The 25,036-nt window shown below is 38.3% G+C and carries 20 protein-coding genes, 1 tRNA gene, 3 pseudogenes and 1 other annotated feature; of the genes and pseudogenes, 4 read left to right on the top strand and 20 right to left on the bottom strand.

Annotation, left to right across the window (positions count from 1 at the left end):
- Position 1 precedes the first annotated feature (1 nt).
- Entirely contained in the window at positions 2-1,045 is a 1,044-nt protein-coding gene (locus tag AB3I00_RS10325; RefSeq protein WP_002293574.1) for an ABC transporter permease, read from the bottom strand.
- Positions 1,046-1,987: an oligopeptide ABC transporter permease gene (gene opp3b / locus AB3I00_RS10320; protein ID WP_002293573.1), complete on the bottom strand. Its 942-nt coding sequence runs from the start codon at positions 1,985-1,987 to the stop codon at positions 1,046-1,048.
- 83 nt (positions 1,988-2,070) lie between these two features.
- Between opp3b and AB3I00_RS10315 the strand changes: the two genes are divergently transcribed.
- Positions 2,071-2,418 (top strand): DUF3899 domain-containing protein, encoded by a 348-nt coding sequence (locus AB3I00_RS10315; RefSeq protein ID WP_002293571.1) that lies wholly within the window; start codon positions 2,071-2,073, stop codon positions 2,416-2,418.
- A 69-nt stretch (positions 2,419-2,487) separates the two neighbouring features.
- On the opposite strand, the gene AB3I00_RS10310 is transcribed toward AB3I00_RS10315, so the two are convergent.
- Positions 2,488-4,149 (bottom strand): peptide ABC transporter substrate-binding protein, encoded by a 1,662-nt coding sequence (locus AB3I00_RS10310; RefSeq protein ID WP_002289796.1) that lies wholly within the window; start codon positions 4,147-4,149, stop codon positions 2,488-2,490.
- A gap of 791 nt (positions 4,150-4,940) precedes the next feature.
- Positions 4,941-5,489, bottom strand: a complete 549-nt coding sequence (gene aac(6'), locus AB3I00_RS10305; RefSeq protein WP_002293989.1) for an aminoglycoside N-acetyltransferase AAC(6')-Ii — start codon at positions 5,487-5,489, stop codon at positions 4,941-4,943.
- Between the two features lie 552 nt (positions 5,490-6,041).
- Here aac(6') and AB3I00_RS10300 point away from each other — a divergent pair.
- The gene (locus AB3I00_RS10300) at positions 6,042-7,145 is read left to right on the top strand and encodes an iron-containing alcohol dehydrogenase family protein (RefSeq protein WP_002293566.1); all 1,104 of its coding nucleotides are present in this window, start codon (positions 6,042-6,044) and stop codon (positions 7,143-7,145) included.
- Here the strand turns inward: AB3I00_RS10300 and AB3I00_RS10295 are convergent.
- The 7 genes and pseudogenes from AB3I00_RS10295 to AB3I00_RS10265 all read right to left on the bottom strand — a co-directional run bounded on the left by AB3I00_RS10295 (position 7,142) and on the right by AB3I00_RS10265 (position 14,995).
- Positions 7,142-7,349, bottom strand: a pseudogene (locus AB3I00_RS10295) (hypothetical protein). The gene AB3I00_RS10300 and the pseudogene AB3I00_RS10295 sit on opposite strands and share 4 nt — an antisense overlap.
- Entirely contained in the window at positions 7,339-8,406 is a 1,068-nt protein-coding gene (gene rlmN, locus AB3I00_RS10290) for a 23S rRNA (adenine(2503)-C(2))-methyltransferase RlmN (RefSeq protein WP_002293564.1), read from the bottom strand. Before rlmN ends, AB3I00_RS10295 begins: the two are co-directional and overlap by 11 nt.
- A gap of 233 nt (positions 8,407-8,639) precedes the next feature.
- Complete coding sequence (locus AB3I00_RS10285) at positions 8,640-11,087, bottom strand: DNA translocase FtsK (RefSeq protein ID WP_368025169.1); 2,448 nt, start codon at positions 11,085-11,087, stop codon at positions 8,640-8,642.
- 188 nt (positions 11,088-11,275) lie between these two features.
- Entirely contained in the window at positions 11,276-12,712 is a 1,437-nt protein-coding gene (locus AB3I00_RS10280; protein WP_368025167.1) for a glycoside hydrolase family 1 protein, read from the bottom strand.
- 154 nt (positions 12,713-12,866) lie between these two features.
- Positions 12,867-13,682 carry an amino acid ABC transporter substrate-binding protein gene (locus AB3I00_RS10275; protein ID WP_368025166.1) on the bottom strand — a complete coding sequence of 272 codons (816 nt, stop codon included), beginning with the start codon at positions 13,680-13,682 and terminating at the stop codon, positions 12,867-12,869.
- Between the two features lie 17 nt (positions 13,683-13,699).
- Positions 13,700-14,335: an amino acid ABC transporter ATP-binding protein gene (locus AB3I00_RS10270; protein ID WP_002293345.1), complete on the bottom strand. Its 636-nt coding sequence runs from the start codon at positions 14,333-14,335 to the stop codon at positions 13,700-13,702.
- A gap of 18 nt (positions 14,336-14,353) precedes the next feature.
- Positions 14,354-14,995 carry an amino acid ABC transporter permease gene (locus tag AB3I00_RS10265; RefSeq protein WP_002293344.1) on the bottom strand — a complete coding sequence of 214 codons (642 nt, stop codon included), beginning with the start codon at positions 14,993-14,995 and terminating at the stop codon, positions 14,354-14,356.
- 44 nt (positions 14,996-15,039) lie between these two features.
- Positions 15,040-15,385, bottom strand: a binding site (T-box leader).
- Positions 15,386-15,474: 89 nt separating this feature from the next.
- Between AB3I00_RS10265 and AB3I00_RS10260 the strand changes: the two genes are divergently transcribed.
- On the top strand, positions 15,475-15,960 hold the full coding sequence (locus AB3I00_RS10260) for a prolyl-tRNA synthetase associated domain-containing protein (RefSeq protein ID WP_002293342.1): 486 nt from the start codon (positions 15,475-15,477) through the stop codon (positions 15,958-15,960).
- Positions 15,961-16,390: 430 nt separating this feature from the next.
- On the opposite strand, the gene AB3I00_RS10255 is transcribed toward AB3I00_RS10260, so the two are convergent.
- The 5 genes and pseudogenes from AB3I00_RS10255 to AB3I00_RS10235 form a co-directional block, all read right to left on the bottom strand.
- A complete protein-coding gene (locus AB3I00_RS10255) occupies positions 16,391-16,597 on the bottom strand; it encodes an LPXTG cell wall anchor domain-containing protein (RefSeq protein ID WP_368025185.1) in 207 nt (68 codons plus the stop codon).
- 123 nt (positions 16,598-16,720) lie between these two features.
- A pseudogene (locus tag AB3I00_RS10250) lies at positions 16,721-17,233 on the bottom strand (Cna B-type domain-containing protein); the annotation flags it as partial.
- 9 nt (positions 17,234-17,242) lie between these two features.
- Positions 17,243-19,117: pseudogene (gene acm, locus AB3I00_RS10245) on the bottom strand (collagen-binding MSCRAMM adhesin Acm); the annotation flags it as partial.
- 465 nt (positions 19,118-19,582) lie between these two features.
- Positions 19,583-19,882, bottom strand: coding sequence for a bacteriocin immunity protein (locus AB3I00_RS10240; protein ID WP_002291543.1), 300 nt, complete (start codon positions 19,880-19,882; stop codon positions 19,583-19,585).
- Between the two features lie 138 nt (positions 19,883-20,020).
- Positions 20,021-20,093: transfer RNA gene (locus AB3I00_RS10235), tRNA-Thr, on the bottom strand.
- A gap of 120 nt (positions 20,094-20,213) precedes the next feature.
- Here AB3I00_RS10235 and AB3I00_RS10230 point away from each other — a divergent pair.
- Positions 20,214-20,456 (top strand): hypothetical protein, encoded by a 243-nt coding sequence (locus tag AB3I00_RS10230; RefSeq protein ID WP_002291542.1) that lies wholly within the window; start codon positions 20,214-20,216, stop codon positions 20,454-20,456.
- A gap of 138 nt (positions 20,457-20,594) precedes the next feature.
- Here the strand turns inward: AB3I00_RS10230 and upp are convergent, their stop codons facing one another.
- The 4 genes from upp to AB3I00_RS10210 form a co-directional block, all read right to left on the bottom strand.
- Entirely contained in the window at positions 20,595-21,224 is a 630-nt protein-coding gene (gene upp / locus AB3I00_RS10225) for a uracil phosphoribosyltransferase (protein ID WP_002291540.1), read from the bottom strand.
- Positions 21,225-21,357: 133 nt separating this feature from the next.
- Positions 21,358-22,305 carry an alpha/beta hydrolase gene (locus AB3I00_RS10220; RefSeq protein ID WP_033650198.1) on the bottom strand — a complete coding sequence of 316 codons (948 nt, stop codon included), beginning with the start codon at positions 22,303-22,305 and terminating at the stop codon, positions 21,358-21,360.
- Between the two features lie 153 nt (positions 22,306-22,458).
- Positions 22,459-23,703, bottom strand: a complete 1,245-nt coding sequence (gene glyA, locus AB3I00_RS10215) for a serine hydroxymethyltransferase (protein WP_002291533.1) — start codon at positions 23,701-23,703, stop codon at positions 22,459-22,461.
- Positions 23,704-23,868: 165 nt separating this feature from the next.
- Positions 23,869-24,894 carry an L-threonylcarbamoyladenylate synthase gene (locus tag AB3I00_RS10210; RefSeq protein ID WP_368025165.1) on the bottom strand — a complete coding sequence of 342 codons (1,026 nt, stop codon included), beginning with the start codon at positions 24,892-24,894 and terminating at the stop codon, positions 23,869-23,871.
- Between the last annotated feature and the right edge of the window lie 142 nt (positions 24,895-25,036).

Below are 25,036 nucleotides of genomic sequence, written 5' to 3'. Positions count from 1 at the left end.
CTCACTCTTTCATTTTAGGATCAAAGGCATCACGCAATCCATCAGCAAGTAAGTTAAAGCCAATCATGATAACCGATAAAGTTACTGCCGGAATCCATAACAGATAAGGCAGATACAGGAATGTCTTGTACCCTTCGCTCAACATCGTTCCTAATGAAGCTGACGGAGGCGTAAGACCTAAACCGATAAAACTTAAAAAGGCTTCGAAGAAAATAGCAGATGGGATGCTAAACATCATTTGAATAATAATGACACTGGAGATATTCGGCAAAATATGTTTGAATGCAATTTTCATTCTTGATTCACCTAATGTCAATCCAGCTAGAACATATTCTTGATCTTTTAATTTCATTGTTTGTGCACGAACGATACGTGCCATTGGTATCCAGTTTGTGATGGCCATAGCAGCCACGATGGAAAAAATTCCTGGTTCAAAAACGACCAACATCAAGATCATGACAACGAGGTTTGGAATTCCTGACAAGATTTCCAAAAAACGTTGCATCGCATTATCGACACGTCCGCCTAACAAACCAGATATTAACCCGTAAGCTACACCAATCGTTACATCTAGTAATGCAGCAATAAATGCGATCAACAACGAGATTCTCGTTCCCATAAATAAACGGCTTAATACATCACGGCCCAAACCGTCTGTTCCTAAAAAGAAACTTACGTTTGAAGGAACGTTTGCTTGAGCATATTTATCCACCAGTTCACCGCCGACCATTGCTTTTCCATTCAATCCATCGATATTGATTCCCGGAATACGAGGAGGCAGATTGATATAAGCCACATTTTGGGCAGTTGGATCATGTGGAGAAACAAAGATCGTGACCACAGAGATCAAAATGATGACCAACAGTAAAAACATTGAAATAACGGCAGCTTTGTTTTTCTTTAAACGGCGCCATGAATCTTGGATAAAATTCAAAGAAGGCGCAGTAATCTGCTCACGTTCTTCTTCGGTATTTTTTTGTAATGGAAGAAACTCATCCGCAGGAATATCTGCGACTGTTTCATAACGCTTTGGTGTCATTTCCATTTATCCTCGGCTCCCTTCTGAAACACGAATTCTTGGATCAACTAGACCGTACAACAAATCAACGATCAAAATAACAAAAATCAACATAAATGAGTAAAGGATCGTTACAGCCATGATCGTAGGATAATCATTTGTTGTGATCGACTTAACGAATTGTTCCCCGATACCAGGAATAGCAAAGATATTTTCTACCACCAGTGATCCGGTCATCAATGCGACAGCCAAGGGTCCTAATAAAGTCATCAATGGGATCAAACTATTTCGAAGACCATGTTTAAAGGCGATTTCCCAACGGCTCAACCCTTTTGCTTTTGCTAATTCCACGTAATCACTATGCAGTACTTCCACCATTTCCGTCCGGATAAATCGAGCAGAATCAGCAAGGGGCGACATGGCCAATGCAATTGTCGGCAAGATCGTGTACACAAAGCCATCCCATTTTGCGATTGGTAAAACTTGTAATTTGATTGCAAAGATATATTGTAGTAAAACAGCAAATACAAAGTTTGGAATGGAACGACCTAATATCGCTACAAGTGTAGAAGATGTATCTGCCCATGTATTTTGCTTCATGGCAGAAATCGTTCCTAAAATCGTTCCTAGGACTGTTCCAAAGATAATTGCCTGTAACCCTAATTGCAAAGATGGTCCGATTCTTCCAGCTAACAAATGTGCGACTGGCTGGTTTTTAAATTGGAAGGAAATTCCAAAATCTCCTTGAAGCAAATTAGAAAGATAAATCCCATATTGTACGATAACTGGTTTATCCAAACCGACTTGTTTATTTAGCATCTCGATTGTTTCAGGACTCAAACGTTCCTGATTCGTATATGGCGTGCCCGGCAGCAATTGCATCAAGAAAAAGGTGATTGTTGCAATTAACCAAAGCGTGATGATCATGAAAAAGACACGTTTTAATACATATTTGATATAACTATTCACTAATGTTTCCCCCTAGCTTTTGACTTCTGACAGATGTTTCGCTACATTATTAGATAATGAACCAAAAATAAAGGAGCAATCAAATGAAAAAAAAATCTATCCCCTACGCAGTAGCTTTTCTACTGATTCTGGTTATTTTAATAAAAAACGTCATCAACCATTCCTTTACACTCATTCAATTATCTAATGATCTATTCTTATGGTCATTGCCGTTTCTGATTATCGGCGGTTTTTTATGGGTCTTTTCTTCGGGTTTCTTCGATCATTTTCAGCGATCGGTCCATCTTGCACGAACAAGGAACCGAAAGAAAAAACCAGAATTTTCCTCGCTCTCGTCTGCCAGCTACGGTATGTACAGCTTTTGGCTGATCATTGCCGGAATACTAATTGCTCTTTCTGCTATTTTCATGCTTTTTTCTTTGTTAGGATAAGTAAATATGAGAACGAGGTTGCGACATTTGCCGCAGCCTCGTTTTTTCTCATGCTCACGGTATTAACGATTATTCTTCAACGTATGTCCATTTGTAATCCCATGAAGCGCCTGCAGCATGGTGAACGATACCTTTGATTTTTTCATTCACTAGGTGACCTTCTGCTTTTTGGTACACCGGAACGACACCCATATCATCAGAGATGATCTTGATTGCTTTTTGGAAATCATCCCAACGTGCTTGTTCATCGCCAGCATCTGTTGATGAAGCTGCTTTAACTGCTTCGTCATATTCTGCATTGCTCCAGCGACCACGGTTGTATGAATTACCTGTGACAAACAAATCAGTAAAGCTGCTTGGGTCTGCATAGTCAGCAGCCCATCCACCTAGTACTGCGTCAAAATCACCCGAAGTTGAGCGGTCAAGACGTACAGAGAATGGAACAGGTGTTGGTTTGACTGTTACGCCATCCAAGTTTTCTTGGATTGAGTTTTGAACATATTCGATTACTTTTTTCGATGAATCATCATCAGAAGCCATCAAATCAAATTCTAAAGAATCAACGCCCAATTCTTTTTTCGCTTTTTCCCAATATTCTTTTGCTTTGTCTTTGTCATAAGAAACTAATTTTCCAGCTTCTTTTGCAAAGTCTTCGTTCGTTGTTGGACTTTTTACCATATCTGATGGGATCAATCCTGTAGAGACAACTGATCCGTCACCTAGTACTTGTTTTACTAAAGCTTCACGATCGATAGAATAAGAAATAGCTTTTCTTAGGTTCACATTGTTGAATGGTGAATTCTTTTCGCGTTGGTTGAATTCGATATAGCTTGTTCGTGCTTCTTTAACAGAAGTATAAGCTGGATCGTTTGCGTTTTGCTGTGCTAATTCACCAGACAAGATCACATCATCTGCTTGGCCATCTTTGAATAAGTTCAAAGCAGTAGAAGATTCTTTTACTACACTGACTTTGATTTCAGAAAGTTTTACTGTGTCTTTGTCCCAGTAATGGTCATTTTTCTTATAAGTCCATTCTGTATCTGTTCCTGGTCCATCGAAATCTTCTAATGTGAATGGTCCATTATAAACAGCTTTATCACTTGCAGATGCATAGGCATCCCCATTTTCTTCCACTACGGATTGTTTTTGTGGGAAAAATGATGGGAAAGCAAGCAGGTATTGGAAATATGGTGTTTGTTTCGTCAATTTGATTTCTAATTCATAGTCGCCAACTGCTTTGATCCCTAGTTCTGATTTATCTTTCTTTCCAGCTGTGATGTCTTCTGCATTTTCAACTGGCGCATACAGGTAAGCATATTCAGAAGCTGTAGCTGGATCTACTGTTCGTTGCCAGCCATAAACGTAATCCGCTGCTGTAACAGGATCACCATTTGACCATTTTGCGTCTTCTCGTAATTTGATTTTGTAAGTTAATCCGTCTTCACTGACTTCTGCCAACTCGCTAGCTCCTGCCGGCTGTGGTTTGCTATCTTCATCAAGACGGTAAATACCTTCATAAACGTTATTCAATGCTGTAAAACTGATTGTATCTGTTGCAACTGATAAGTCAGCTGTAGGCATTTCTTGAGGCACGACTAAGTTAAATACGCCTCCTCCATCTGCTGAACCGCTTTTTGCTGAACTACTGCTTGTGGCTGAACTGCCGCCATAACATCCAGCAAGTACAAGGCCGCATACCGCAACCAAACCAAATGTAAATTTCTTTTTCATTTTACGTACCCCTTTATTTGAATTTTCAGAATAATTAATATTTTCTGAAGTTGTTTAAGAGTTTAATGAATAATTATTAAAAAATCAACACTTTTTTTGTCTTTTTCATAAAATAATGATTTTTTCGTGAGGTTTCAAGGAATTTTTCAGAAAAAATAGCTTTGTACAAGGTTTTCTATTGTCTTTCAGTAGCCATTAAATAATTTTTGTTATATTGTCTATTATTGCCATACAAAGATAAAAAAGAATAAACAAAAAGGAACTCTGACAAAAGTCTTGTCACAGTTCCTTATCCGAATAAACGGTGTTCAAAAGCTTGCATCTGCGGTAATAAGCCCAACCAAACGAAAAATAGGAGGAGCTATTTTTGTTTGGCTGTTCTTATTACTTGATGAAGGACAGCTTTTTCACAACCTCTCCACTAAACGGTGTTCTCCTGCCAACTCCCCGGTCACAAGTCACAATATTCATCAAACATGAGAAGCTGTTTTTTGAAATTGTTCCTTGTGACTCGGAGCTGAACGGCAGGCTCACAACCTCTTTCTTAAACGGTGTTCAAAAGCCAGTTTCTCGGTATTAAGCCAAATTTATGCAAAAATGTAGAAAGCCATTTTCACAAAATTTTTCTTAATACTCGAAACTAAGCGACTTTTTCACAACCTCTTCCTTAAACGGTGTTCAATCAGCTGACCCTCGATATTAGCTCAACAAACGGCAAAATATGAAGAACTATTTTTCCGTTTGTTTCTCTAATACTCAGGTCAGGTCGCTGATTTCACAATCTCTTTTTATTATTGAGAATCTGGTCGAGGAATAATCGTTTTTGCCATCCAAATATCCGGTTTGTCCCAGCCATTTGCATTTGGTAAGACACCTACGATTTTATAACCTAATTTTTCATAGAACTCATAGGGATGTTCACGAAGGTTCTGGATGGAGGCCACTTTATCAAACGTATGCTCATACAGGTCTGTTTGACTTAACGTTGTTCCATGGTCTAAATCATCCGTACCTAAATAAATCGTTATTCCTCCTCTGGAAGCTACTTCTTTTTCTAAGTAATTGACTAATCGAGTACCTATTTGGTTCTTTCGTCGGGAGCTTTCTACAACTAATGGATGCAATTCCCAACCTGTGATACCGTATTGAGGGATTGCACCAATAAATCCTACTAACTCATCTTGGTCAACCGCTGCTACCGCGATTCGTTCTGGATTCATCATTTCTTCTACTTCTTCTGCCGAGCTGTCTCCATATTCTTCCGGCCAAGTCAGTCTCAGTAAATCAGAAAGCTGATCTTTCAATACTGGATTATTACGGTCAAATTCACTGATTATCATACGTCTTCCCCCTTGTTCTTGCTTATTCTAACAGTCCTTTTGAAAAAACGAAATGTTCTCGCTCAAAAATCTTTAGCTACCAATCAGTATCTCTATTCTTTCATTATTTACCTTACTTATAAAATAAAAAAATTATACAGAAACACTTTATTCAAAATAGGAAAGATCAGGAAAGCCATCAATTGGAGGGAAAAACTCTGTTTGTTCATCATGATATAGATTATCTTTCGCTTTAAAAAAAACAATTATGAATTGACAAATAAAACCTGTTTTCATATAATAATCTTAATTTTTAGAATTTTTAGATAATTACAAAAAAGCAAAAGGAATCGGTAGAAATACTAGGAGGAACAAAAATTCATTATTTTCGTTTTCAATGTTTATGTACTTATTTTATTTTTAGGATACTTATTGATGATTTCAAGGTGTTCATGCCACCTTATTCATTACTTATCCTGTCTTAGATTCGCCTCTACTCCATCTACAACCGCCGTCAGAAAGATCACTCTTTAAAATTTTAACCCGTTTCAACGAAGAAAGAAGGAAAAGAATATGAGTCAAAGTGTTTTCTTACCAAATTATACCATTGGAACAGATGCGTATGAAAAAGCAAATGGAATCGTCAAAGAATATGGGAAAAAAGTAGTGCTGATTGGAGGGAAGACTGCACTTTCAAAGGCAGAAAACAAAATAAAAGCAGCTTTGACTCAGGAAATAGAAGTTATCGCCAGTCTCTGGTACGGGGGTAATTCAACTTATGGAAATATTGAACAGTTGATCCAACATGAAAGTGTCCAAAAAGCAGACGTCTTGTTTGCAGTCGGCGGTGGCCGTGCTTGCGATACTGTAAAAGTCATTGGTGAAAAACTAGCTAAACCAGTCTTCACCTTCCCCACTATTGGTTCGAACTGTTCGCCCGTCACGGCGGTATGTGTCATCTATAACGAAGAAGGCGTAATGGACGGACTCTTCTTTCCTTCAAAACCACCTGTACACACCTTCATTGATACAGCAATTATTGCCGAAGCACCTGATAAATACTTATGGGCAGGTATTGGCGATGCTTTATCCAAAGAAGTCGAATCTACTTTTTCTGCTCGTGGCGATGATCTAGGCTACACGGATAGATTAGGAATCCAAATTGGAAAAATGTGCATTGATCGCCTCTTGACTTATGGTACGCAAGCATTGAAAGATAGTGCCGACGATCGTCCCTCATATGCAATTGAACAAGTCGTTTCGGATATCATTGTTACTACCGGATTGGTTTCTGTTTTAGTTAACAATAACTATAATTCTGCTATGGCACACTCATTCTATTACGGTACGACTGTTCTAGAAAAAATGGAGGGATACCTTCACGGAGCATCTGTCAGTTATGGTGTACTGACCTTATTGATGATGGATCAGCAGTTCGATTTGTTTGATAAAATCTATGTGTTTATGAAAAAGAACCAACTTCCAGTATCGTTAGCCGACATGAATCTCAATGTCACGACCGATTTAGAAGCAATCTTAGATAAAGCCATGACCACAAATGATATCAAACATGTGCCTTATGAAATCACCCGAGAAAAATTTAAACAGGCCATTCTTGACGTAGAAACTTATCATGCTACACAAGAAAGCCAGCAAGGATATAAGAAAATCAGTTAAATAATTGCTAAAACCCCCATCAAGCAGGTTGTCATCAAATTGACGACATTTCTTTGCTTAATGAGGGCTTTTCTTGTCAAAAAACGCTTTATAACTTTCGCTATAGAATCTTTTCACTTATTTAAGTTGAACAGTTCCTTAATTAAGAAAACTGCTCCTTTTATGGTAATTGAAAAAACGAAGTAGGCTACGATTATTTGGCAGCTGTTTTTTTCATTTGCTTGCTTCGCAATTGTCCGCAAGCTGCATCAATATCTGTACCATGTTCTTTACGTATCACACAGTTTACGCCGTTTTTCTTCAATACATCATAAAATCTCAATACATCAGCTTTTGGACTGCGAGAATATTGATCATGTTCACTGACTGGATTATATGGAATCAAGTTGACATATGCTAACTTTTTCTTATCTTTTAATAGATCTGCTAATTGTTGCGCATGCTCTGGTCTATCATTTACTTGATTCAACATGATATATTCAAACGTGATTCGACGGTTTGTTTTCTCTAAATACTCATCCACAGCTTCCATCAATTTCTCAATTGGGAAACTTCGGTTGATCCGCATGATCGATGTTCGCACCTCATTATTCGGCGCGTGCAAGGAAATAGCCAGATTGACTTGCAAGCCGTTATTAGCGAATTCCTTGATTTTGTGTGCTAAGCCACTAGTAGAAACTGTAATATGTCGCGCACCAATCGCCAATCCTTTGGCATCATTAATAATATGCAAAAAGTCCATTACATTGTCGTAATTATCAAATGGCTCACCGATTCCCATTACGACGACATGGGAAACACGTTCACCAAGATTGCGCTCATCAAAATAATGTTGAACCATCATGATCTGCGCAACAATTTCTCCAGCGGTCAAATCACGGTTCTTTTTAAGCAACCCGCTTGCACAAAATGTACAGCCGATATTACATCCTACTTGTGTCGTCACGCAAACGGACAAGCCGTATTCTTGTCTCATTAGTACGGTCTCGATCATATTTTTATCAGGAAGTTCAAACAAATATTTAACTGTACCGTCCGAAGCTTCTTGGACGACCATTTGTTTCAGAGGATTGATGATAAAATGCGCCGATAATTTTTCTATCAATTGTTTTGATAGATTCGTCATTTCTGTGAAGTTACTTACACGTTTTTGATACAACCATTCCCAAACTTGGGCAGCTCGGAATTTTTTCTCACCGTTTTCTATAAACCAATTGATTAATTCTTCATTCGTCAAGCCATAGATGGATTGTTTTTCCAAAGTATTTTCCCTCTTTTTCTCAAAGTTTCGCTACATACTATACATGATTCGTTTAGTTAATGCAATACTTCACAAATAAATCGAATAGAACTTTCATCTCATAAAAAGCAAAAAAGACAAGACATCCTACCGTATTAGAAAAGATGGGAAAAAAGCCATTTTTTCTCTTGGTATCATCATGTCTTGTCTTTTTTACATAGTTACTTGTTTTTCAACCGTTCATCGAACAAGTTTTACATATCATTATCTTCCGGCAGTGGTTCTGGTGTTTCCTCTTGCTCAATGAATACTTTCCGAGGCTTACTTCCTTCTGATGGGCCAACAACTCCATGAGCTTCCAGTTCATCTACGAGTCGAGCGGCTCGGTTGTAACCGATTCGAAACCTTCTTTGGAGAAGGGAGATACTTGCTGTTTGCATTTCAACAACAAGTGCTTTTGCTTCCTCAAACAGTTCATCTTGTGGCTGTTCTGGGGCACCTGCCGTTTCAACTTCATCTGTCGGCATCATTTTCTCTTCATAGTGAGCTTCTTGCTGATCTGTAACAAATTGAACGACCCGCTCCACTTCATGGTCAGAGATGAATGCTCCTTGCACACGGATAGGTTTATTCTCACCCATTGGCAAGAACAGCATATCTCCTCGCCCTAAGAGCTTTTCTGCTCCATTAGAGTCGATGATCGTCCGAGAATCTGTACCGCTTGATACAGCAAATGCCATTCTGGAAGGTACATTTGCTTTGATGATCCCTGTGATAACATCCACACTTGGACGTTGAGTAGCTAGGATCATGTGGATGCCCGCTGCCCGAGCCATTTGCGCTAAACGAATAATCGCATCTTCGACTTCGTTGCTAGCTACCATCATCAAGTCAGCTAATTCATCTACGATTACTACGATGAATGGTAAGGTTGGATGTTTCGTTCCGTTTTCTAAGTTTTTCTGCTGAACAAATTCATTGTAACCAGAAATATTTCTTACACCAGTTGCCGCAAATTTTTCATATCGTTCTTCCATTTCTTGTACTACTTTTTGTAAGGCTTGTGCCGCTTTTCTAGGGTTCGTCACGACCGGCGTCAACAGATGAGGTATCCCGTTGTACATATTTAATTCAACCATTTTCGGATCGATCATCATCAGTTTTACTTCATGGGGCTTAGCACGCATCAATATACTTGTAATGATTCCATTGATTGCTACTGACTTCCCACTACCAGTCGAACCAGCTACAAGTAAGTGAGGCATTTTCGAAAGGTCAGCCGTTTGTACTCGTCCAGAAACATCACGTCCTAAAGGTACTTCCAGTAATTTATCTGGATGGTTTGGCTGAGCTTCGATGATTTCTCTAAAGGAAACCATACTGATCTTTCCATTTGGTACTTCAATACCAATCAGTGATTTACCTGGGATCGGCGCTTCCATCCGAACATCTTTCGCCGCTAAAGCAAGTGCGATATCATCTGTTAAGTTCACGATTTTACTTACTTTTACCCCTACAGCTGGTTGGACTTCGAATTTTGTGACGGATGGGCCTAAACTAGCTTTGACGACCTTAGCATCCACACCGAAACTTTGGAAAGTTTGTTCCAATACACCGATATTTTTTTCAATTTTTTTATACTCATCACTTTGATCCACAGTTGGTATAGAATCAAGTAAGTCAACTGTCGGCAATTCATAATCTTGATTTTCCTGTTCTGCTTCGATCTCAAATTCTAATGAAGTACCGTCATCCTCTGGCAACTCATCAGCTAAACCTTCCGCTGTATTGGTCTGTTTTGGTGTATCTGGTACTGGTTTCTCTAGATTCGCAGGATGGATATTTTCTTGAAAACTGTCAATTGGAACAAAACTTAACTGCTCAGGTTCGGCATTTTCTGGTTCCTGCCATTCATCAGGAGTATTTTTCCTTTGCTGGTTCACAGCTTTTTTCTTCTCATATTCTGCAGCTTCTTTTTCTGCTGCTTCTTGTGCCGCTAAGCGTCTGGCTTCTTTCGCTTCTGCACGCTGTTTCATTCTTTCTTCCTTTGCCGCTTGCTTTTGAGCTTGCTTGGCAGGATCACCTTCTAATAATTCCTGTACCCGTTCTCCAATTGATTGGATACCATTCAGCAGCTGATAGCCTTCCAAATTACTGAACAAGAATGCTCCACCCGCCAGTAATAAAACAGCTGCTAAATAACTTCCAGGCTGTGCAATCAAGAAATAAGTGAAATGATAAAGAATTGCTCCGATCATTCCTCCGCCAACGTTATTATCTACTTGACTTTGTTTTATATCGCTAGCTAATAAGTCCCATGTCGTTCCCATGATATTTGGTTCCCCAGTATGGAGTTTGCCGAATAAATGGGCATGTAGCAATAATAAGATACCGAAATAAAAGAGTATACCGCCAAACCAGCGTCGGTTTTTGCCAATTGAAAACTCTGTATTCTTAATGACAATCCAAAATCCTAATACGGCTAATAAAAGACAGAGGATTTGGTAAGTATTTCCTGCAATGATCCGAAAGCCGTTTGCAATCAATATTCCTAAAAAACCTAATTTTAAAAAGCCGAATACAGCAAATAGAATCAAGGCAAATCCAACACCAATCGTCAGCATTTGTTCTTGCTGCTGTTTTTGCTTTTTCGTTTTTTTCGTCTTTTTCCTTTTCTTAGTAGGCCGTTTCTTTTGTGCCATTTATTATCCCTCATTTCATCAAGTTTCATTATACAAAAAAAAGCAAGGGAACTAAAGTTTTGTTTGAAAGAACTGACGCTTTCTTTTATTTTTCAGCTTATTTTACAGTTTTTCTTAATTTCTAAATGATTTTATCAAAAAAAGGCACGGCCATATCCAGCCGTACCTTCTTGTTTTAAGCATGAGAACTAAAGGTTCTCTCCATTTTCTTCGATCAGTTTTTGGTACCAGTAATAACTGTCTTTCTTGTATCGTTCCAAAGTTCCTTCTTGTGTTTCATCTTGATCGACATATACAAATCCATATCGCTTTTGATAACCGTTCAGCCAACTCAGCAAATCTGTATAAGACCATGTACAATAGCCTAATACTTCTGCTCCATCTGAAATTGCTTCTTTGATTGCTTTGACATGGCTTTGTAAGTAATGGATTCGATAGTCGTCATGGATTTGTTTGTCTTCTGTCAACTTGTCATACTCTCCTAAGCCATTTTCCGTGATCAGCACCGGCATGCGGTAACGGCTCGTGATACGACGCAATCCGATCCTTAAGCCTTCTGGGTCGATTTCCCAGTCCCAATTTGTTCGTTCGACAAATGGATTCTCAACTTTTTTATACATTCCAGGAACCCCTGTTTCTTCTGATGAACCTTTTTTCCCGGTCGTATTCATTTTTCCTGCTCCAACCCCATCTAATGGATTGAATGCATTCGTCGCTGTTTGATAGTAATTGATCCCAAGGAAATCTGGCTTGGCTGATTCTAGCAATTCTGCATCGCCCGCTTCAATCGTTGGCGCCCATCCTTTTTCTTCTAAGAATCTCATAGCAGCAATAGGATATTTTCCCCACATATAGACATCCATCCAGTAATTGGCCATTAGATCTTCTGCATTTTCGGCTGCCAGAACATTTTCAGGATTACTGTCGATTGGATAATTTGGCGTATACGCAAAGCTTGGTCCGATTTTCCCAGGCATTTCTAACTCATGGAATTTGTTGATGACAGATGCATTTGCTAGATTTGCGATATGGTTGACTTCATACATTCGTTTTGGATCCGTCACGCCTGGCGGATGTGCTGCTAATAAATAGCCTAATGAAGTGAAGATATTTTGTTCATTCAAACTAATCCAGTAATGGACTTTCCCGCGGAATGCCTCAAATAATGTTTCTGCATAATGAGTGAAATCTTCAATGATCTGACGTGACTCCCAACCATTATATTCATCTTGCAACACTTGTGGAAGATCCCAATGATACAAAGTCAACATAGGTTCGATACCGTTTTCAATCAATTCGTCAATCAATCTCTCATAAAAAGCGAGCCCAGCTTGATTGACTTCTCCGCGCCCATTAGGAAAAATCCGTGTCCAAGCTACAGAGAAGCGGTAAGCTTTTAGACCTTGTTCTTTCATTAAAGCAATATCTTCTTTATAACGATGATAGTGGTCTACTGCCAGATCACCGTTTGTTCCTTTAAATGTATTTCCTGGAATTCGAACAAATCGATCCCAGACTGATTCGCCTTTCCCATCTTCTTGCCAAGCTCCTTCTACTTGATACGCTGCAGAAGCAGAGCCCCACAGAAAATCTTTTGGAAATGAGGTAAGTTCTTTGTGTTCCATTCATCTCTTCCTTTCCTATAACCTTCAATCGTTCCTCTTTTTAGAATAACACGAAACCCCTTCCATAACAAAATAAAATTATGTAAAACATACTAAGATTAGAGGGGAACATCATTCGTCAATGATGTTCCCCTCTAATCTTAGTATGTTTTTGTTAATTTCTCGGCGTGACATCTTCACCAAACCATTTATTGGAGATTTTTTGGAATTCCCCTGTTTTTTCTAATCGATCAAATGCTTCATTTATCTTCTTCACTAACGTATCATCTGACTTACGCACGCCAACCGCAAAATCCTCACTTTCGTAAGAACCTTTTGTCATGTTGAAGTCTTCTAGCTCGTTTCTTTGTTTCAAATAATAGTCCGCATATACTTTATCCATCAGCAAACCATCGATCCGTCCGCTTTTCAGATCAATCAGTGCTTCATTAAAACTATCGTACAAAACAGCATCTTGGTTTTTGACTATCTCTTTTAACACTTCTGGTTGTTTTGTAAATACATCATAACCAGATGACCCATTTTGCGCACCTAATCTCTTATTTTTCATTTGCTCAAAGCTTGTGATTCCTGATTCTTTAGGTGTGATCAGTACTTGATCATTTTCCATATAAGGTTTTGTAAACTGCACTTTCTTTTCTCTTGCCGGTGTCTTGGAATAGCCATTCCAGATCAAGTCGATCGTTCCATTGTTCAATTCAAATTCCTTCATTGACCAGTCAATAGGCTGAAAGTCTACCGTAATCCCATATTGTTCAAAGACTGCTTTGGCTAAATCAATATCGAATCCTGTAAGCTTCCCGTCTTTATCTCTAAATCCCATAGGAACAAATGTATCGTCCAAACCTATAACGATTTTTTTCTCTTCGTTGATAGCCGCCCAATTATCTGCTGAAGCCTTTTTATTCGAACAGCCTGCAAAAAGAAGAAGACCTACGAGAAAAGCGAATAGAAAACTGATTTTTTTCATCTCTATCTTCTCCTTTCTTAACGAATTGGGGAAACTTTTAATAGTTGATCACCGACATTTTCTGCAAATACGAGATCATGGGTGACAATGATTTGGGTTACCCCGTCTTCTTTCAATGATAGGATCAAACGCTCGACTTGCTGACGCAACTCAGGATCTAAAGCACTCGTTGGTTCATCATAAGCCAATACCCTCGGATTCATGGCCAATGCTCTGGCAATCGCTACCCGTTGTTTTTGTCCGCCAGAAAGCTGATAAGGATAGTTATTCAATAAATCGCTAATCCCTAATGAAGCCGCTAATTCTTCTGCTTTTTTGGTGTATTCTTCTTTTGTCTGTTTCAATACCATTTTCGGTGCTAAGGTAATGTTTTCAAAAATATTCAGATGTGGAAATAGCTGGAAGTCTTGGAATACGACTCCTACAACTTGTTCTTTCATTTTAAGTTCGAATGGATTGAACGGTACACCGTCTAAATAAAATTCTCCGCTGTCAGAGCTTTCTAAGCCAGCCAAGATACGTAAAAGTGTGGTTTTACCGCCACCGGAAGGACCTACGATAGCTAATGTTTTCCCATCTGGAATGATTAGATCCAAATCTTTGATTATTTCTTTTTCACCAAATGCTTTGTTCACTTTCTTCAATTCAATCATATTTCTTCCTCCTATCAGTTAGCGGTAATAATTTAATTTTCCTTCAACTTGTTTCATTACGATTGTTAGAATACCAGTCAATGTAAGATAGATGATTGCCACGCCTAGCAAAGGCAGTAAAGTCGCGTCGCGTTCCATCGCGATTTTCCCGGCACGCATTACGTCACCTAAACCTAATATATAGATCAAGGAAGAATCTTTGACCAAGTTGATAACTTCATTACCTACAGAAGGTAAAACAATCTTTGTTACTTGCGGGATGACGATTTTCGTCACCGTTTGGAAGGGACTTAATTGCAAAACTTGCGCTGCTTCATATTGACCTTGAGGAATCGATTGTATCCCTCCACGGAAGATCTCTGCAAAATAAGCGGCATAGTTCAAGATAAAAGCAATGAGTGCTGCTTCGAATCGATCAAAAACGATCCCAATCGTCGGCAAACCATAAAAAACAAAAATCAGCTGTAACAATAGTGGCGTTCCCCGCATGATCCATACATATGTTTGAAGAAAGTAGCGTAGGGGCTTAAAATGCAAGGACAATCCTAGTGCTAAAATAATCCCTAATGGCAGCGAGCCAATCAAGGTAAATAAAAATAATTTCAATGTTGTGAGTGCTCCTACTAATAATTGCGGCATAACTTCAATTAAATACTCCATCTTCTTTTCCTCCTTTAAAATAAAAAAATCCTCTTGGCAAATGCCAAGAGGACGTATTATACGTGGTTCCACCTCTGTTTATTTTTTCCTTGCAGAAAAAACCTCACACAGTCGTTGCAAATCAGATGAAAACAAAAAGTCCTTTGATCCGAAGATCAAAGGACGTTAATCACGTGGTTCCACCTTTTTTTACCGGCTCCTCACGGAAAAGCCAGCCTTATCTGGTCATCTAGCAACGACCGCAGCTGTAACGGGCTCCCCGGATTTTCCTACTATACGCTTCAGAAAATCGACTCCAAGATGTGTTTCACGGTTAACTGCTGCCTCTTTCCACCAACCAGAGACTCTCTAAAAACACCTAACTGCTACTCTTCTTTTCGATGTCATTTGTTTTAACTTTACGTGTAATTTACATGATTATTTTTCATTTGTCAACTCTTTTTTATGATACACTAATAAAAAAAGGAGGGTGATGCGCGATGAGTCGTGCAACCGAACAAGAAGCTTATGAACTACTAAAAAAACTGGATATCTCTTTTCAAAAAGTCGATCATCCTGCGATTACGTCAGTCAAAAATGTCCCTTTTTCCCTACCTGGTCCGCAAGTAAAAAATCTATTATTGAAATCAAGAAAAGGAAAAAAAATCTATCTTGTCATCTTGCCTGATGAAAAGCATGCCGATTTAAAACAACTAGCTGAACAATTAAAAGAAAAGCGCTTATCTTTTGTTTCTGAAGAACAGCTTCCTGACCTCCTAGGCGTTCCAGCAGGTACAGTGACTCCATTAGCATTGATGCACGACAAAGAGAAAAAAATCCAAGTCGTGATCGATGCTGCTATTGATCGTCAAGATACCGTAGGCTTTCATCCAAATATCAATACCACTACGTTGATCATGGATTTTTCCGACTTTGAAAAGATACTTGTTTACTTAGAACATCTGCCAGTTTATGAAAATTTGTAATGATAGAGTAGTTTTCTTATTTCCCAATCCAAGCGTCTTTTTCTTTATTTAGTACAAAATATATCAGAAATTCTTTTAGCCAATCAAACAATGTAACAACTAGTATGGACGCTGAAAACTAGAGTATTCTTCCATAGTTAGCCAAATCCATATTTATTGATTCTACGAAAAGAGGCTGGGACAGAAGCGTTTAACTCCAAGAAATAAGAAGAAATTCACGAAAATTGCTTTTCAAATTTTTGTGAATTTCAGCTTATTTCCGAAGGAGTTGCTTCTGCTTCCGCCGTTTATACGTGTCTAGAGCGTGAGACAAAAGTGTTCTTTGCTTTTGTCCCACGCTCTTTTCAATTATAAAGCGGAATTTTATTCTTTTGCTTTCAGTCATATTTAACAAGAAATATTATATTCTGAATAACAAAAATTATTCTAACTAAACTTTTCTATATTTTTGTAAGAATATCCCTGTACAGATAGTTACTATCAATAAACCAATGATTACAGCAAAACTAGATTTTTTACTACTTGTTTTAGGAAGAATGCTTTTTGATTTATTTGTTATCTGTTTAGGTACAGCTCTCTTACTAATATAATTGGTTCTTTGTTCGCTAGATTCCCCTGTATGAGCAAATATTTGCAATTTTTGAGAGAATAGATTTCTAATTTTTTCTCTCTCTGTCTTCTCTGGAAAATTTTTCCACGGTTTTATGTGGTTACCTGGTATAGCTATATTTGTTTTGCCCGGTATATAACTGTTTTTGATGTTATACCCTTCAATCGTCGTACTGTATTCTGGCACGTTGTCTTCCGTTACTGTATAGATGATTTCTTGCCCGTCTTTGTATTTTGGCAGATTTGTGAAACGATAGCGCCAATCATCTTTTTCACTGACTTCTTTGTGTTGGATCGGTTGACCGTCGGCTAATAGATTCACTGTGATTGTTGTCGGTCGTTTGCCGTCTTGATTCTCATTGTCTTCCCATGTTTTTTGTCCTGAGACCTCTTTGGTTTCTGGCACATGGGTATTGGTAATAATGATGTTTCCATCCTTTGTTTGTTTAACTTCACTGGTATAGCCAGCTACTTTGGTCAGCTCTTCCACTCGATAAGTGATAGCTTGACCTTTCGCCTTTTCCGCCAATTCGTTCCACGTGGTTGTCCAGTGATTCTCCTCGCTCAGTTCTACTGCTTCGCCTATTTTTTGGTTATTAGCATACAGCTGGACTTGGATACTTTGAGGTCGTAGCCCGTCTTGGTTATTTCCATCATCCCATACTTTAGTAGCACTTAGGCTAGTTTTACCCGGTGTATAACTGTTTTTGATGTTATACCCTTCAATCGTCGTACTGTATTCTGGCACGTTGTCTTCCGTTACAGTATAGATGATTTCTTGCCCGTCTTGGTATTTTGGCAGATTTGTGAAATGATAGCGCCAATCATCTTTTTCACTGACTTCTTTGTGTTGGATCGGTTGGCCATCGGCTAATAGATTCACTGTGATTGTTGTCGGTCGTTTGCCGTCTTGATTCTCATTGTCTTCCCATGTTTTTTGTCCTGAGACCGAAATGACTTCTTTATTCTCATTGGTAACGACTAGCCCGTTTTCAATTTTTTGATAACCTGAAGGGACGTAATCATTTCCGTTTTGGTCTACTTCTTGCACTTTAAACGTATATTCGTTTCCGCTATCATCATACTGTTGGATATCTTCCCAAGTCACTGAAGTTATTCCATTGTCTAATCGTTTTGTTTCTGCATCAGGAACTGGTTCCCAATTGTTTGTACTTGCTCTGAATAATTTAAAATAAATACTTGGTCTGGGAGTGGTTCCACCGTTCCAAATTTTAGTTGCTGTGATGTTCGTAACCTTTTTCTTGTTATAAATAGGTAAACTGACTCCCTCTGTATCATTTTCGTTTATGGAGAATTTGAGCTCATTTGAACTTAGTGGATCAAAATCAATCCAATTGGGTGCTTCTTTTTCTTTTACAACATAATCTCCTACTTGCAGACCTTTGATACTAACTTCTCCCTGTTCATTCGAAGTCAATAGGATACTAGACTGTCCTTGAATAGGCTGTTCATCTGCTCGTCTTAATTCGAAAGTCACATTTGGGATACCAATCTCTGTGCCATTGATATATTTGAAAATCTTCAATTCGCCTCTAACTGTACCGTTGACTCCACCAGAAGCTGAAATATTTTTAACTGTATGATTGAAACTTTCTCCATCAACAGCAGGTTTATTAACTTCTTTATACCAAGCTTTCGAATGATTCTCAAAACTTGTTTGTTCTGGGTTTTCTATAATCGTCTTATAACTCACCATTATTGTTCTAAGATTGACAAAGTTTTTTGGTATAGTTATTTCAATGTAATTATCATTTACTGAAAAATCAAATGTAGCACCGGGGAAATCTTGTAAAAATTGTTGGATTCCCTCTTCTCCTCTGTAAACTTTCTGTTCACCTAAGTGTATTTGATTAATTTCAAACGTACTTGGATCTAATCTTTGTCCACTTTGGATTTCATCACTGATTTTAACTGGTTGTTCAACGTAAGTGCCGTTATTGTTAATATTCAAAAACCATCGAATGTGCTCAGTATCTTCAGGAAGCATGTCTCCTGTTTTATAATAAAAAACGCTAGAAGAAGAACCAGAAGCTGGCTTTGTCACATTTACAGTAGCCGTTTTGTCACCGCTCATCACGGTGAATGGCCCCGTATTTTCTTCACCAGTATCGGTTACGTTTCTGGCCTGTATCTCAAATTGCCCCCAACCTTCTACTGAGTCTATGTTTTTAATATTTTCATTAAATACAACCTGTGCAGAATCTTTTCTGACCGTTAAAGTTCCAACATTTTTATTTTCAATCATTAATGGGATTTCTTTTTGAAATCCTTCACCGCGAATATTTCCTTCACTTGGCCAATTGATCCAAAGATAATCACCTGGCTGGATGTCTTGTTTTTTTTCGTCAAACGAGAATTTTACTTTTATGTTTCCTCCATCTGTAATATTCGTTGGATCCACGGTCAACGAAGTGACATTACTGCTGATATCTCTGCCTGCATCCGCATAGACATGAACAGGAATCAGTGATGTTATATTAGTAATAATAAATAACATTGATAAAATAATATTTCTACACTTTTTCATTTTTTCTATCTCCCCTATTTTAACTAAAAATAAAACCTACCATATCATCTCTCAAAAATCCTTTCTTCAATTCCTCCCCCACTCATTTCCAATCTTTTAACTAAAAAATTGATAGTTATTTTACAAATATTTATAAAAAATAAATATGCCAAAAAACTGTTTTTACAAGGTTTTTCCTAATGTAAATTATTTTTTCGCATATATTCATTTTATTTTACTTATTGCTTTCATTTTTTCAATCTATATTTCCAATTTTTAACTTACAAAAATGCAACGTGCATAAATAACTATAGTTGCATAAAATATTCTTTTAATTAGCATTATTATTTTATAACAGCTGTTTTTTATGTTAAATAAAGAATAAAACACAATATAAAAAATACAGACTTTGTTCAAATAAACGAACTTAGCCTGTATTCTGTGATTGACGCTACTTTTTAATTCATTGAGATGAATAATCCATTTTTATAAATGCCCAAAAGTAATCGGTGCCGAAGCCATTCCTCGACCTAATTCTTTTTCAAATTTTCCTATTGTTGATATCTCCATATAAAACGGTGAGACTGGTTTAGACAATTCTCCCTTGATTGCTAACGGACGTAAACTACGTTCCAAATTATTCATGACTTTAGGATAATACTGACCTTTTTCTAAGCCTGTTTTTGCTTCTATCAGAAGTATACGTTCCTTTTCATTGATCTCTGGATTTAAAACGAGATCATATAATTTTAGTACCATGTTTTCTATTTCTTCACTTTTAGACATCACGATTTCCTCCCAGAAATATATTTCTCCCCACTACATTCTATAAACAAAGTATACGCTATTTTTAATGGTTTTTAAATCACACAGACATAAAGAAAAAAGACAGATACCCGATCAGGGTATCTGTCTTTTGCTTTATGCCAGCTATAGGGATCGAACCTACGACCTACGCGTTACGAGTGCGTTGCTCTACCAACTGAGCTAAGCTGGCCTTATCCAAAAGAAATTATATACTCTATTTGGCTGATTGTAAAGAGTTCGATGGAAAATTAGTTTAATTTCATGATATTTTTCATAAAACGTGGTATAATTGATGTGAAAGGCAGGTTTTATGAAAATGGCAACTTTTGGAAAATTTGATACAACTATCGTACCATCGGAAATTGGTGAAAAATTCAAGATCAATACTCACGTAATGTTCACGATTCACGGCAAGCCGCAAACTGGAACGATTTCAAAACAATTGAAAAATTCCGCTGTTGTTGAGATTGATGAAACTGCAGAAAATGCGAACTTGATGACGCAAAGCAAGGGTGTAGTAATCGTTAACTACAAAGAACTTAAAAAGATTTGAATTTGACCATCTCTGCATTTTTGGGATGGTTTTTTTATATACAAACGAAAGCTGTGAAAAAGCTGCTCTGCCTCAAACATTAAAAATGACCAAAAAAGGATGTGACAAAAGTTGTGTCACATCCTTTTTCATTTTCACTTATTTTGTACCAAACAAACGGTCACCCGCATCCCCTAGTCCAGGAACGATATAACCATGTTCATTCAATTTTTCATCTAGAGAAGCTGTATAGATATCAATATCAGGATGCGCTTCTTGCAAAGCTTTTACTCCCTCAGGTGCTGCTACCAAACAAACGAATTTGATGTTCGACGCGCCACGTTCTTTCAATGCATCGATTGCCATGATTGCTGATCCGCCTGTTGCCAACATTGGATCTACTACAAACAACTGACGTGCATCAATGTCTTCTGGAAGTTTGACGAAATATTCATGTGGCTCAAATGTTTCTTCATCTCGATAAAGACCGATATGGCCCACTTTAGCAGCTGGAATCAATTCCAAGATACCATCAACCATTCCGATACCTGCACGCAAGATTGGAATAATCGCTACTTTTTTACCGGACAACGTTTTTTGTGTTGTTTCAGTGATCGGTGTTTCGATCACGATGTCTTCCAACGGCATATCCCGTGATACTTCATATGCCATCAACATAGCGATTTCATCGACTACTTCACGAAAAACCTTTGTTCCGCAGTTTTTGTCCCGAATAATAGTTAGTTTGTGTTGAATCAATGGATGATCGATCACTTGAAATTTGCCCATTTTTTAAGCTCTCCTTTGTTCTGTCGTTTCTTTTTAATTGTAAAACAAAATCAAGTGATTGACTAGTCAAACTCGCCATTTTTCCTAAGAAAATCCTTTTTTGAAAAGAAGTTTTCCTGCTGACAAGCAAAGCTTATTCTTTTTCCATGATCCAAGAAGTAGATAATGCCATTGCTGCACGCGCTGCCTTTGTCTGATCCATAGCATTTACCATGACGAAATCATGGATGATTCCTTGGAAGCGTACTTGTGTAACAGGAACCCCTGCATCACGAAGTTTGCGTGCATAAGCCTCGCCTTCCTCTCTTAATACATCCGCTTCTCCTGTCAAAATCATTGCTGGAGGTAGATCTTTTAGTTCATTCAGGTCTGCTCTCAAAGGCGAAGCTGTGATTTCAGCACGTTCTTCTTCATTCGTCGTATATTGATCCCAAAACCATCTCATTCCATCTCTCGTCAAAAAATAGTTTTCTCCGAATTCATGATAGGTATCTGTATCAAAATCAGCGTTGGTAACTGGATAATACAGCAATTGTTTAGATATTGGGAGCCCTTTTCGTTCTTTTGTTAAGATCGTCATGACTGTAGCCATGTTACCACCTACTGAATCTCCTGCAACAATTAGATTCTCGAGATCCAGATTTTTTGACTTGGCTAATTTATTCAGCTGTTGCAACACAGCATAATTTTGTTCAATTGCTGTTGGATATTTCGCTTCAGGTGATCGACTATATTCTGGAAAGACAACGACAGAATTCGTGCGGACCGAAAGTTCTCTGATCAATTTATCATGGGTTTGAGCACTGCCAAAGACCCAACCAGCTCCATGGATATAAAAAATAACTGGTAATTTATCTATATTTCCTTCTGGTCGTACAAAACGAATATTGATTTTTCCCCATTCGCCAGTATCTACCATCAAGTCTTCAATATCAACGGAATATTTGTTCACAGGTGATTCTTGTACTTCTTCCAGTAATGCTCTTCCTTCTTCCGGTGCTAGTTCATAGATTCGCGGATGAGGTGCATTTGCATCACTGAATGCTATGGCTTCCTTTTCTAACGAGATACGATCAGTCATGACTTTTCCTCCCTGAGATTTAATGTGAAGACTAAAATTACATCTCATATACTAGAGAGCATCATCGATATTGTCAAAGAATCCGTTTTCTCCAAAAAAATAAACAGAAAAGTCCAGCATTGAACTTTTCTGTTTTATATGGAATTTAAATTTTTATTTTTTGTGCAATGGAAATTTTTCAGTTAATTCGCGTACACCTGTTTTGACTTCGTCTAGTTGAGCATTGTCGCCTTTTGCTTGTAATGCTTTGACAACTAATTCAGCCACTTTTACAGCATCTTCTTCTTTGAATCCGCGAGTAGTGATTGCTGGTGTACCGATTCGGATGCCGCTTGTTTTGAATGGACTTAGTGTTTCAAAAGGAATCGAGTTTTTATTTACCGTGATATTCACACTGTCCAAAATACTCTCTGCTTCTTTTCCATTTATACCTAACTCACGAACATCGATCAGCATCAGATGATTATCTGTCGCTCCTGAAATGACTCTTGTTCCGATTGCTTGATTGAATACTTTGACCATTGCTTTTGCATTGGCAATGATTTGTTCACTATATTCTTTAAATGCAGGATCTAGTGCTTCTTTGAATGCCGCTGCCTTCCCAGCAATCACATGCTCTAGAGGTCCGCCTTGAATACCAGGGAAGACCGCACTATTGATTTTTTTCGCTAATGCTTCATCGTTTGTCAAAATCATGCCGCCTCGAGGTCCGCGCAATGTTTTGTGAGTGGTAGTCGTTGTGATATCTGCATAAGGAACTGGATTAGGATGAAGTCCTGCTGCTACTAATCCTGCGATATGTGCCATATCTACCATCAGTTTTGCGCCTACTTCATCTGCAATTTCTCTGAATTTCGCAAAGTCGATCGTTCGTCCGTAAGCACTGGCACCTGCTACAATCAATTTTGGTTGATGTTTTCTAGCTAAAATACGTACCACATTATAATCAATAACTTCTGTTGTCGGATCAACACCGTAAGCAACAAAGTGATAGGTTTTGCCACTGAAGTTGACTGGTGATCCATGTGTTAGATGTCCGCCTGCGGAAAGATCCATTCCTAAGATCGTGTCCCCTGGTTCTACCAAAGCGAGATAAGCAGCCGTGTTGGCTTGAGAGCCGGAGTGAGGTTGGACGTTCGCAAATTTTGCTCCGAATAATTCTTTTGCACGGTCAATCGCTAAATTTTCAACGATGTCGACAAATTCACATCCACCATAATAGCGATGCCCTGGATAACCTTCTGCGTATTTATTTGTCAAAATACTTCCTTGCGCAGCCATCACTGCTTCGGAGACAAAGTTTTCAGAGGCAATCAGCTCCAAATTATGTTCTTGTCTTTCTTCTTCTTTGGCGATCGCAGCCCAAAGATCAGGGTCAAACGTTTTGTAATCTACCACAAACAACAGCTCCTTTTTATTTTCCTACAATTTTATTTTTCCCATCAAAAACAAATTGCCAAATATTCGTATCTCTTCTATTTACACTTCGTTTTTCGTTCACTGATAGAAGATTTACTTGATAGCATTGTATCATACTAAAAGAATGCGGCAATAACCAATTGATCATTTTTCAAAATAATTTTGCCCAGCTGCTTTTTTCAAGCGATTCATATAAGCATTCCCCAATCCAGTTTCTGGGTATACTTGTACAAAAATCAAATCTAATCCAAGTGTTGGTTCATCTAATCCTCTTAGACCTGCAAACAATCCTTTAGCCGCCGCTTCTACTGAGTTGTCGTTATACATATAAACAGCTGCAGTATCTGTCCGCACTTGATCCGCAATTTCGGGGCTTGCTATGACACCTGCACGGATCTTCTTATTTTTTGCCCATTGAACTGCAATTGACCAATCGCCATCTCTGACCATCAGAACACGTGTATCGGGTGAGTAGTGTTTGTATTTCATCCCAGGCGCTTTTGGTGTTTCATTTTCTTTTACAAGATGCTGATCAACAGCAACAGGAAATCCGATGACTGCTTCGATTTGTTCTTTCGTTACTGCACCTGGTCGTAAGATCATAGGCATGGCTGTTGGATTACTTAAATCAAGAACAGTGGATTCTACACCAATTCGCGTAGCTCCATCCTCAATGATCCCGGTAATTTTTCCTTGTAGATCATGGAATACATGATCTGCAGTTGTCGGACTTGGTTTTCCCGACGTATTTGCACTTGGACCGACAAGCGGAACCCCTGAAAGTTCGATTACTTCTAGTGTTTTTTTGTTATCCGGCATACGAAATGCAGCTGTGGATAATCCTCCTGTTACAACTGAGGGCAAGGTGTCTTTTTTGATTTTAAATATCAAAGTTAGTGGTCCAGGCCAGAAGTTCTTCACAATCTTCTCTGTTTCTGGATGAAAGTTGTCCACATACTCTTTTACTTGTTCAAAAGAGGCGACATGGACGATCAATGGATTGTCTTGAGGTCTTCCTTTTACAGAAAACACTTTCTTGACAGTATTGGGCAATAGAGCATTGGCGCCCAATCCATACACTGTTTCAGTAGGAAAAGCAACAAGTTCTCCTGCTTTCAGTGCTTTGGCTGCCTCTTTTAATTCAGTTTCATCATAACGTTTCGTTTCCACAGTTTATCCACAACCCCTTTTTCATACATTCTTGTTTTATCCAACTTTATCCTCAAGTTTTCCACTGTCTGTGGATAATCCATTTGTCAATAGTGGATAAACTTGTTGATAAGCCAAAAAGTCGTTTACATCCTTGTCAAAT

Source organism: Enterococcus sp. C76 (assembly GCF_040886985.1).
In the GTDB taxonomy this organism is placed as follows: domain Bacteria; phylum Bacillota; class Bacilli; order Lactobacillales; family Enterococcaceae; genus Enterococcus_B; species Enterococcus_B lactis.
This window is presented reverse-complemented; position numbering and strand designations above follow the sequence as displayed.

Excerpts from the sequence above, each read along its gene's own strand:
- AB3I00_RS10325 (WP_002293574.1), bottom strand. The coding sequence starts at position 1,045 with ATGGAAATGACACCAAAGCGTTATGAAACAGTCGCAGATATTCCTGCG.
- AB3I00_RS10315 (WP_002293571.1), top strand. The coding sequence starts at position 2,071 with ATGAAAAAAAAATCTATCCCCTACGCAGTAGCTTTTCTACTGATTCTG.
- AB3I00_RS10310 (WP_002289796.1), bottom strand. The coding sequence starts at position 4,149 with ATGAAAAAGAAATTTACATTTGGTTTGGTTGCGGTATGCGGCCTTGTA.
- AB3I00_RS10300 (WP_002293566.1), top strand. The coding sequence starts at position 6,042 with ATGAGTCAAAGTGTTTTCTTACCAAATTATACCATTGGAACAGATGCG.
- AB3I00_RS10285 (WP_368025169.1), bottom strand. The coding sequence starts at position 11,087 with ATGGCACAAAAGAAACGGCCTACTAAGAAAAGGAAAAAGACGAAAAAA.
- AB3I00_RS10280 (WP_368025167.1), bottom strand. The coding sequence starts at position 12,712 with ATGGAACACAAAGAACTTACCTCATTTCCAAAAGATTTTCTGTGGGGC.
- AB3I00_RS10275 (WP_368025166.1), bottom strand. The coding sequence starts at position 13,682 with ATGAAAAAAATCAGTTTTCTATTCGCTTTTCTCGTAGGTCTTCTTCTT.
- AB3I00_RS10270 (WP_002293345.1), bottom strand. The coding sequence starts at position 14,335 with ATGATTGAATTGAAGAAAGTGAACAAAGCATTTGGTGAAAAAGAAATA.
- AB3I00_RS10265 (WP_002293344.1), bottom strand. The coding sequence starts at position 14,995 with ATGGAGTATTTAATTGAAGTTATGCCGCAATTATTAGTAGGAGCACTC.
- AB3I00_RS10260 (WP_002293342.1), top strand. The coding sequence starts at position 15,475 with ATGAGTCGTGCAACCGAACAAGAAGCTTATGAACTACTAAAAAAACTG.
- AB3I00_RS10240 (WP_002291543.1), bottom strand. The coding sequence starts at position 19,882 with ATGTCTAAAAGTGAAGAAATAGAAAACATGGTACTAAAATTATATGAT.
- AB3I00_RS10230 (WP_002291542.1), top strand. The coding sequence starts at position 20,214 with ATGAAAATGGCAACTTTTGGAAAATTTGATACAACTATCGTACCATCG.
- upp (WP_002291540.1), bottom strand. The coding sequence starts at position 21,224 with ATGGGCAAATTTCAAGTGATCGATCATCCATTGATTCAACACAAACTA.
- AB3I00_RS10220 (WP_033650198.1), bottom strand. The coding sequence starts at position 22,305 with ATGACTGATCGTATCTCGTTAGAAAAGGAAGCCATAGCATTCAGTGAT.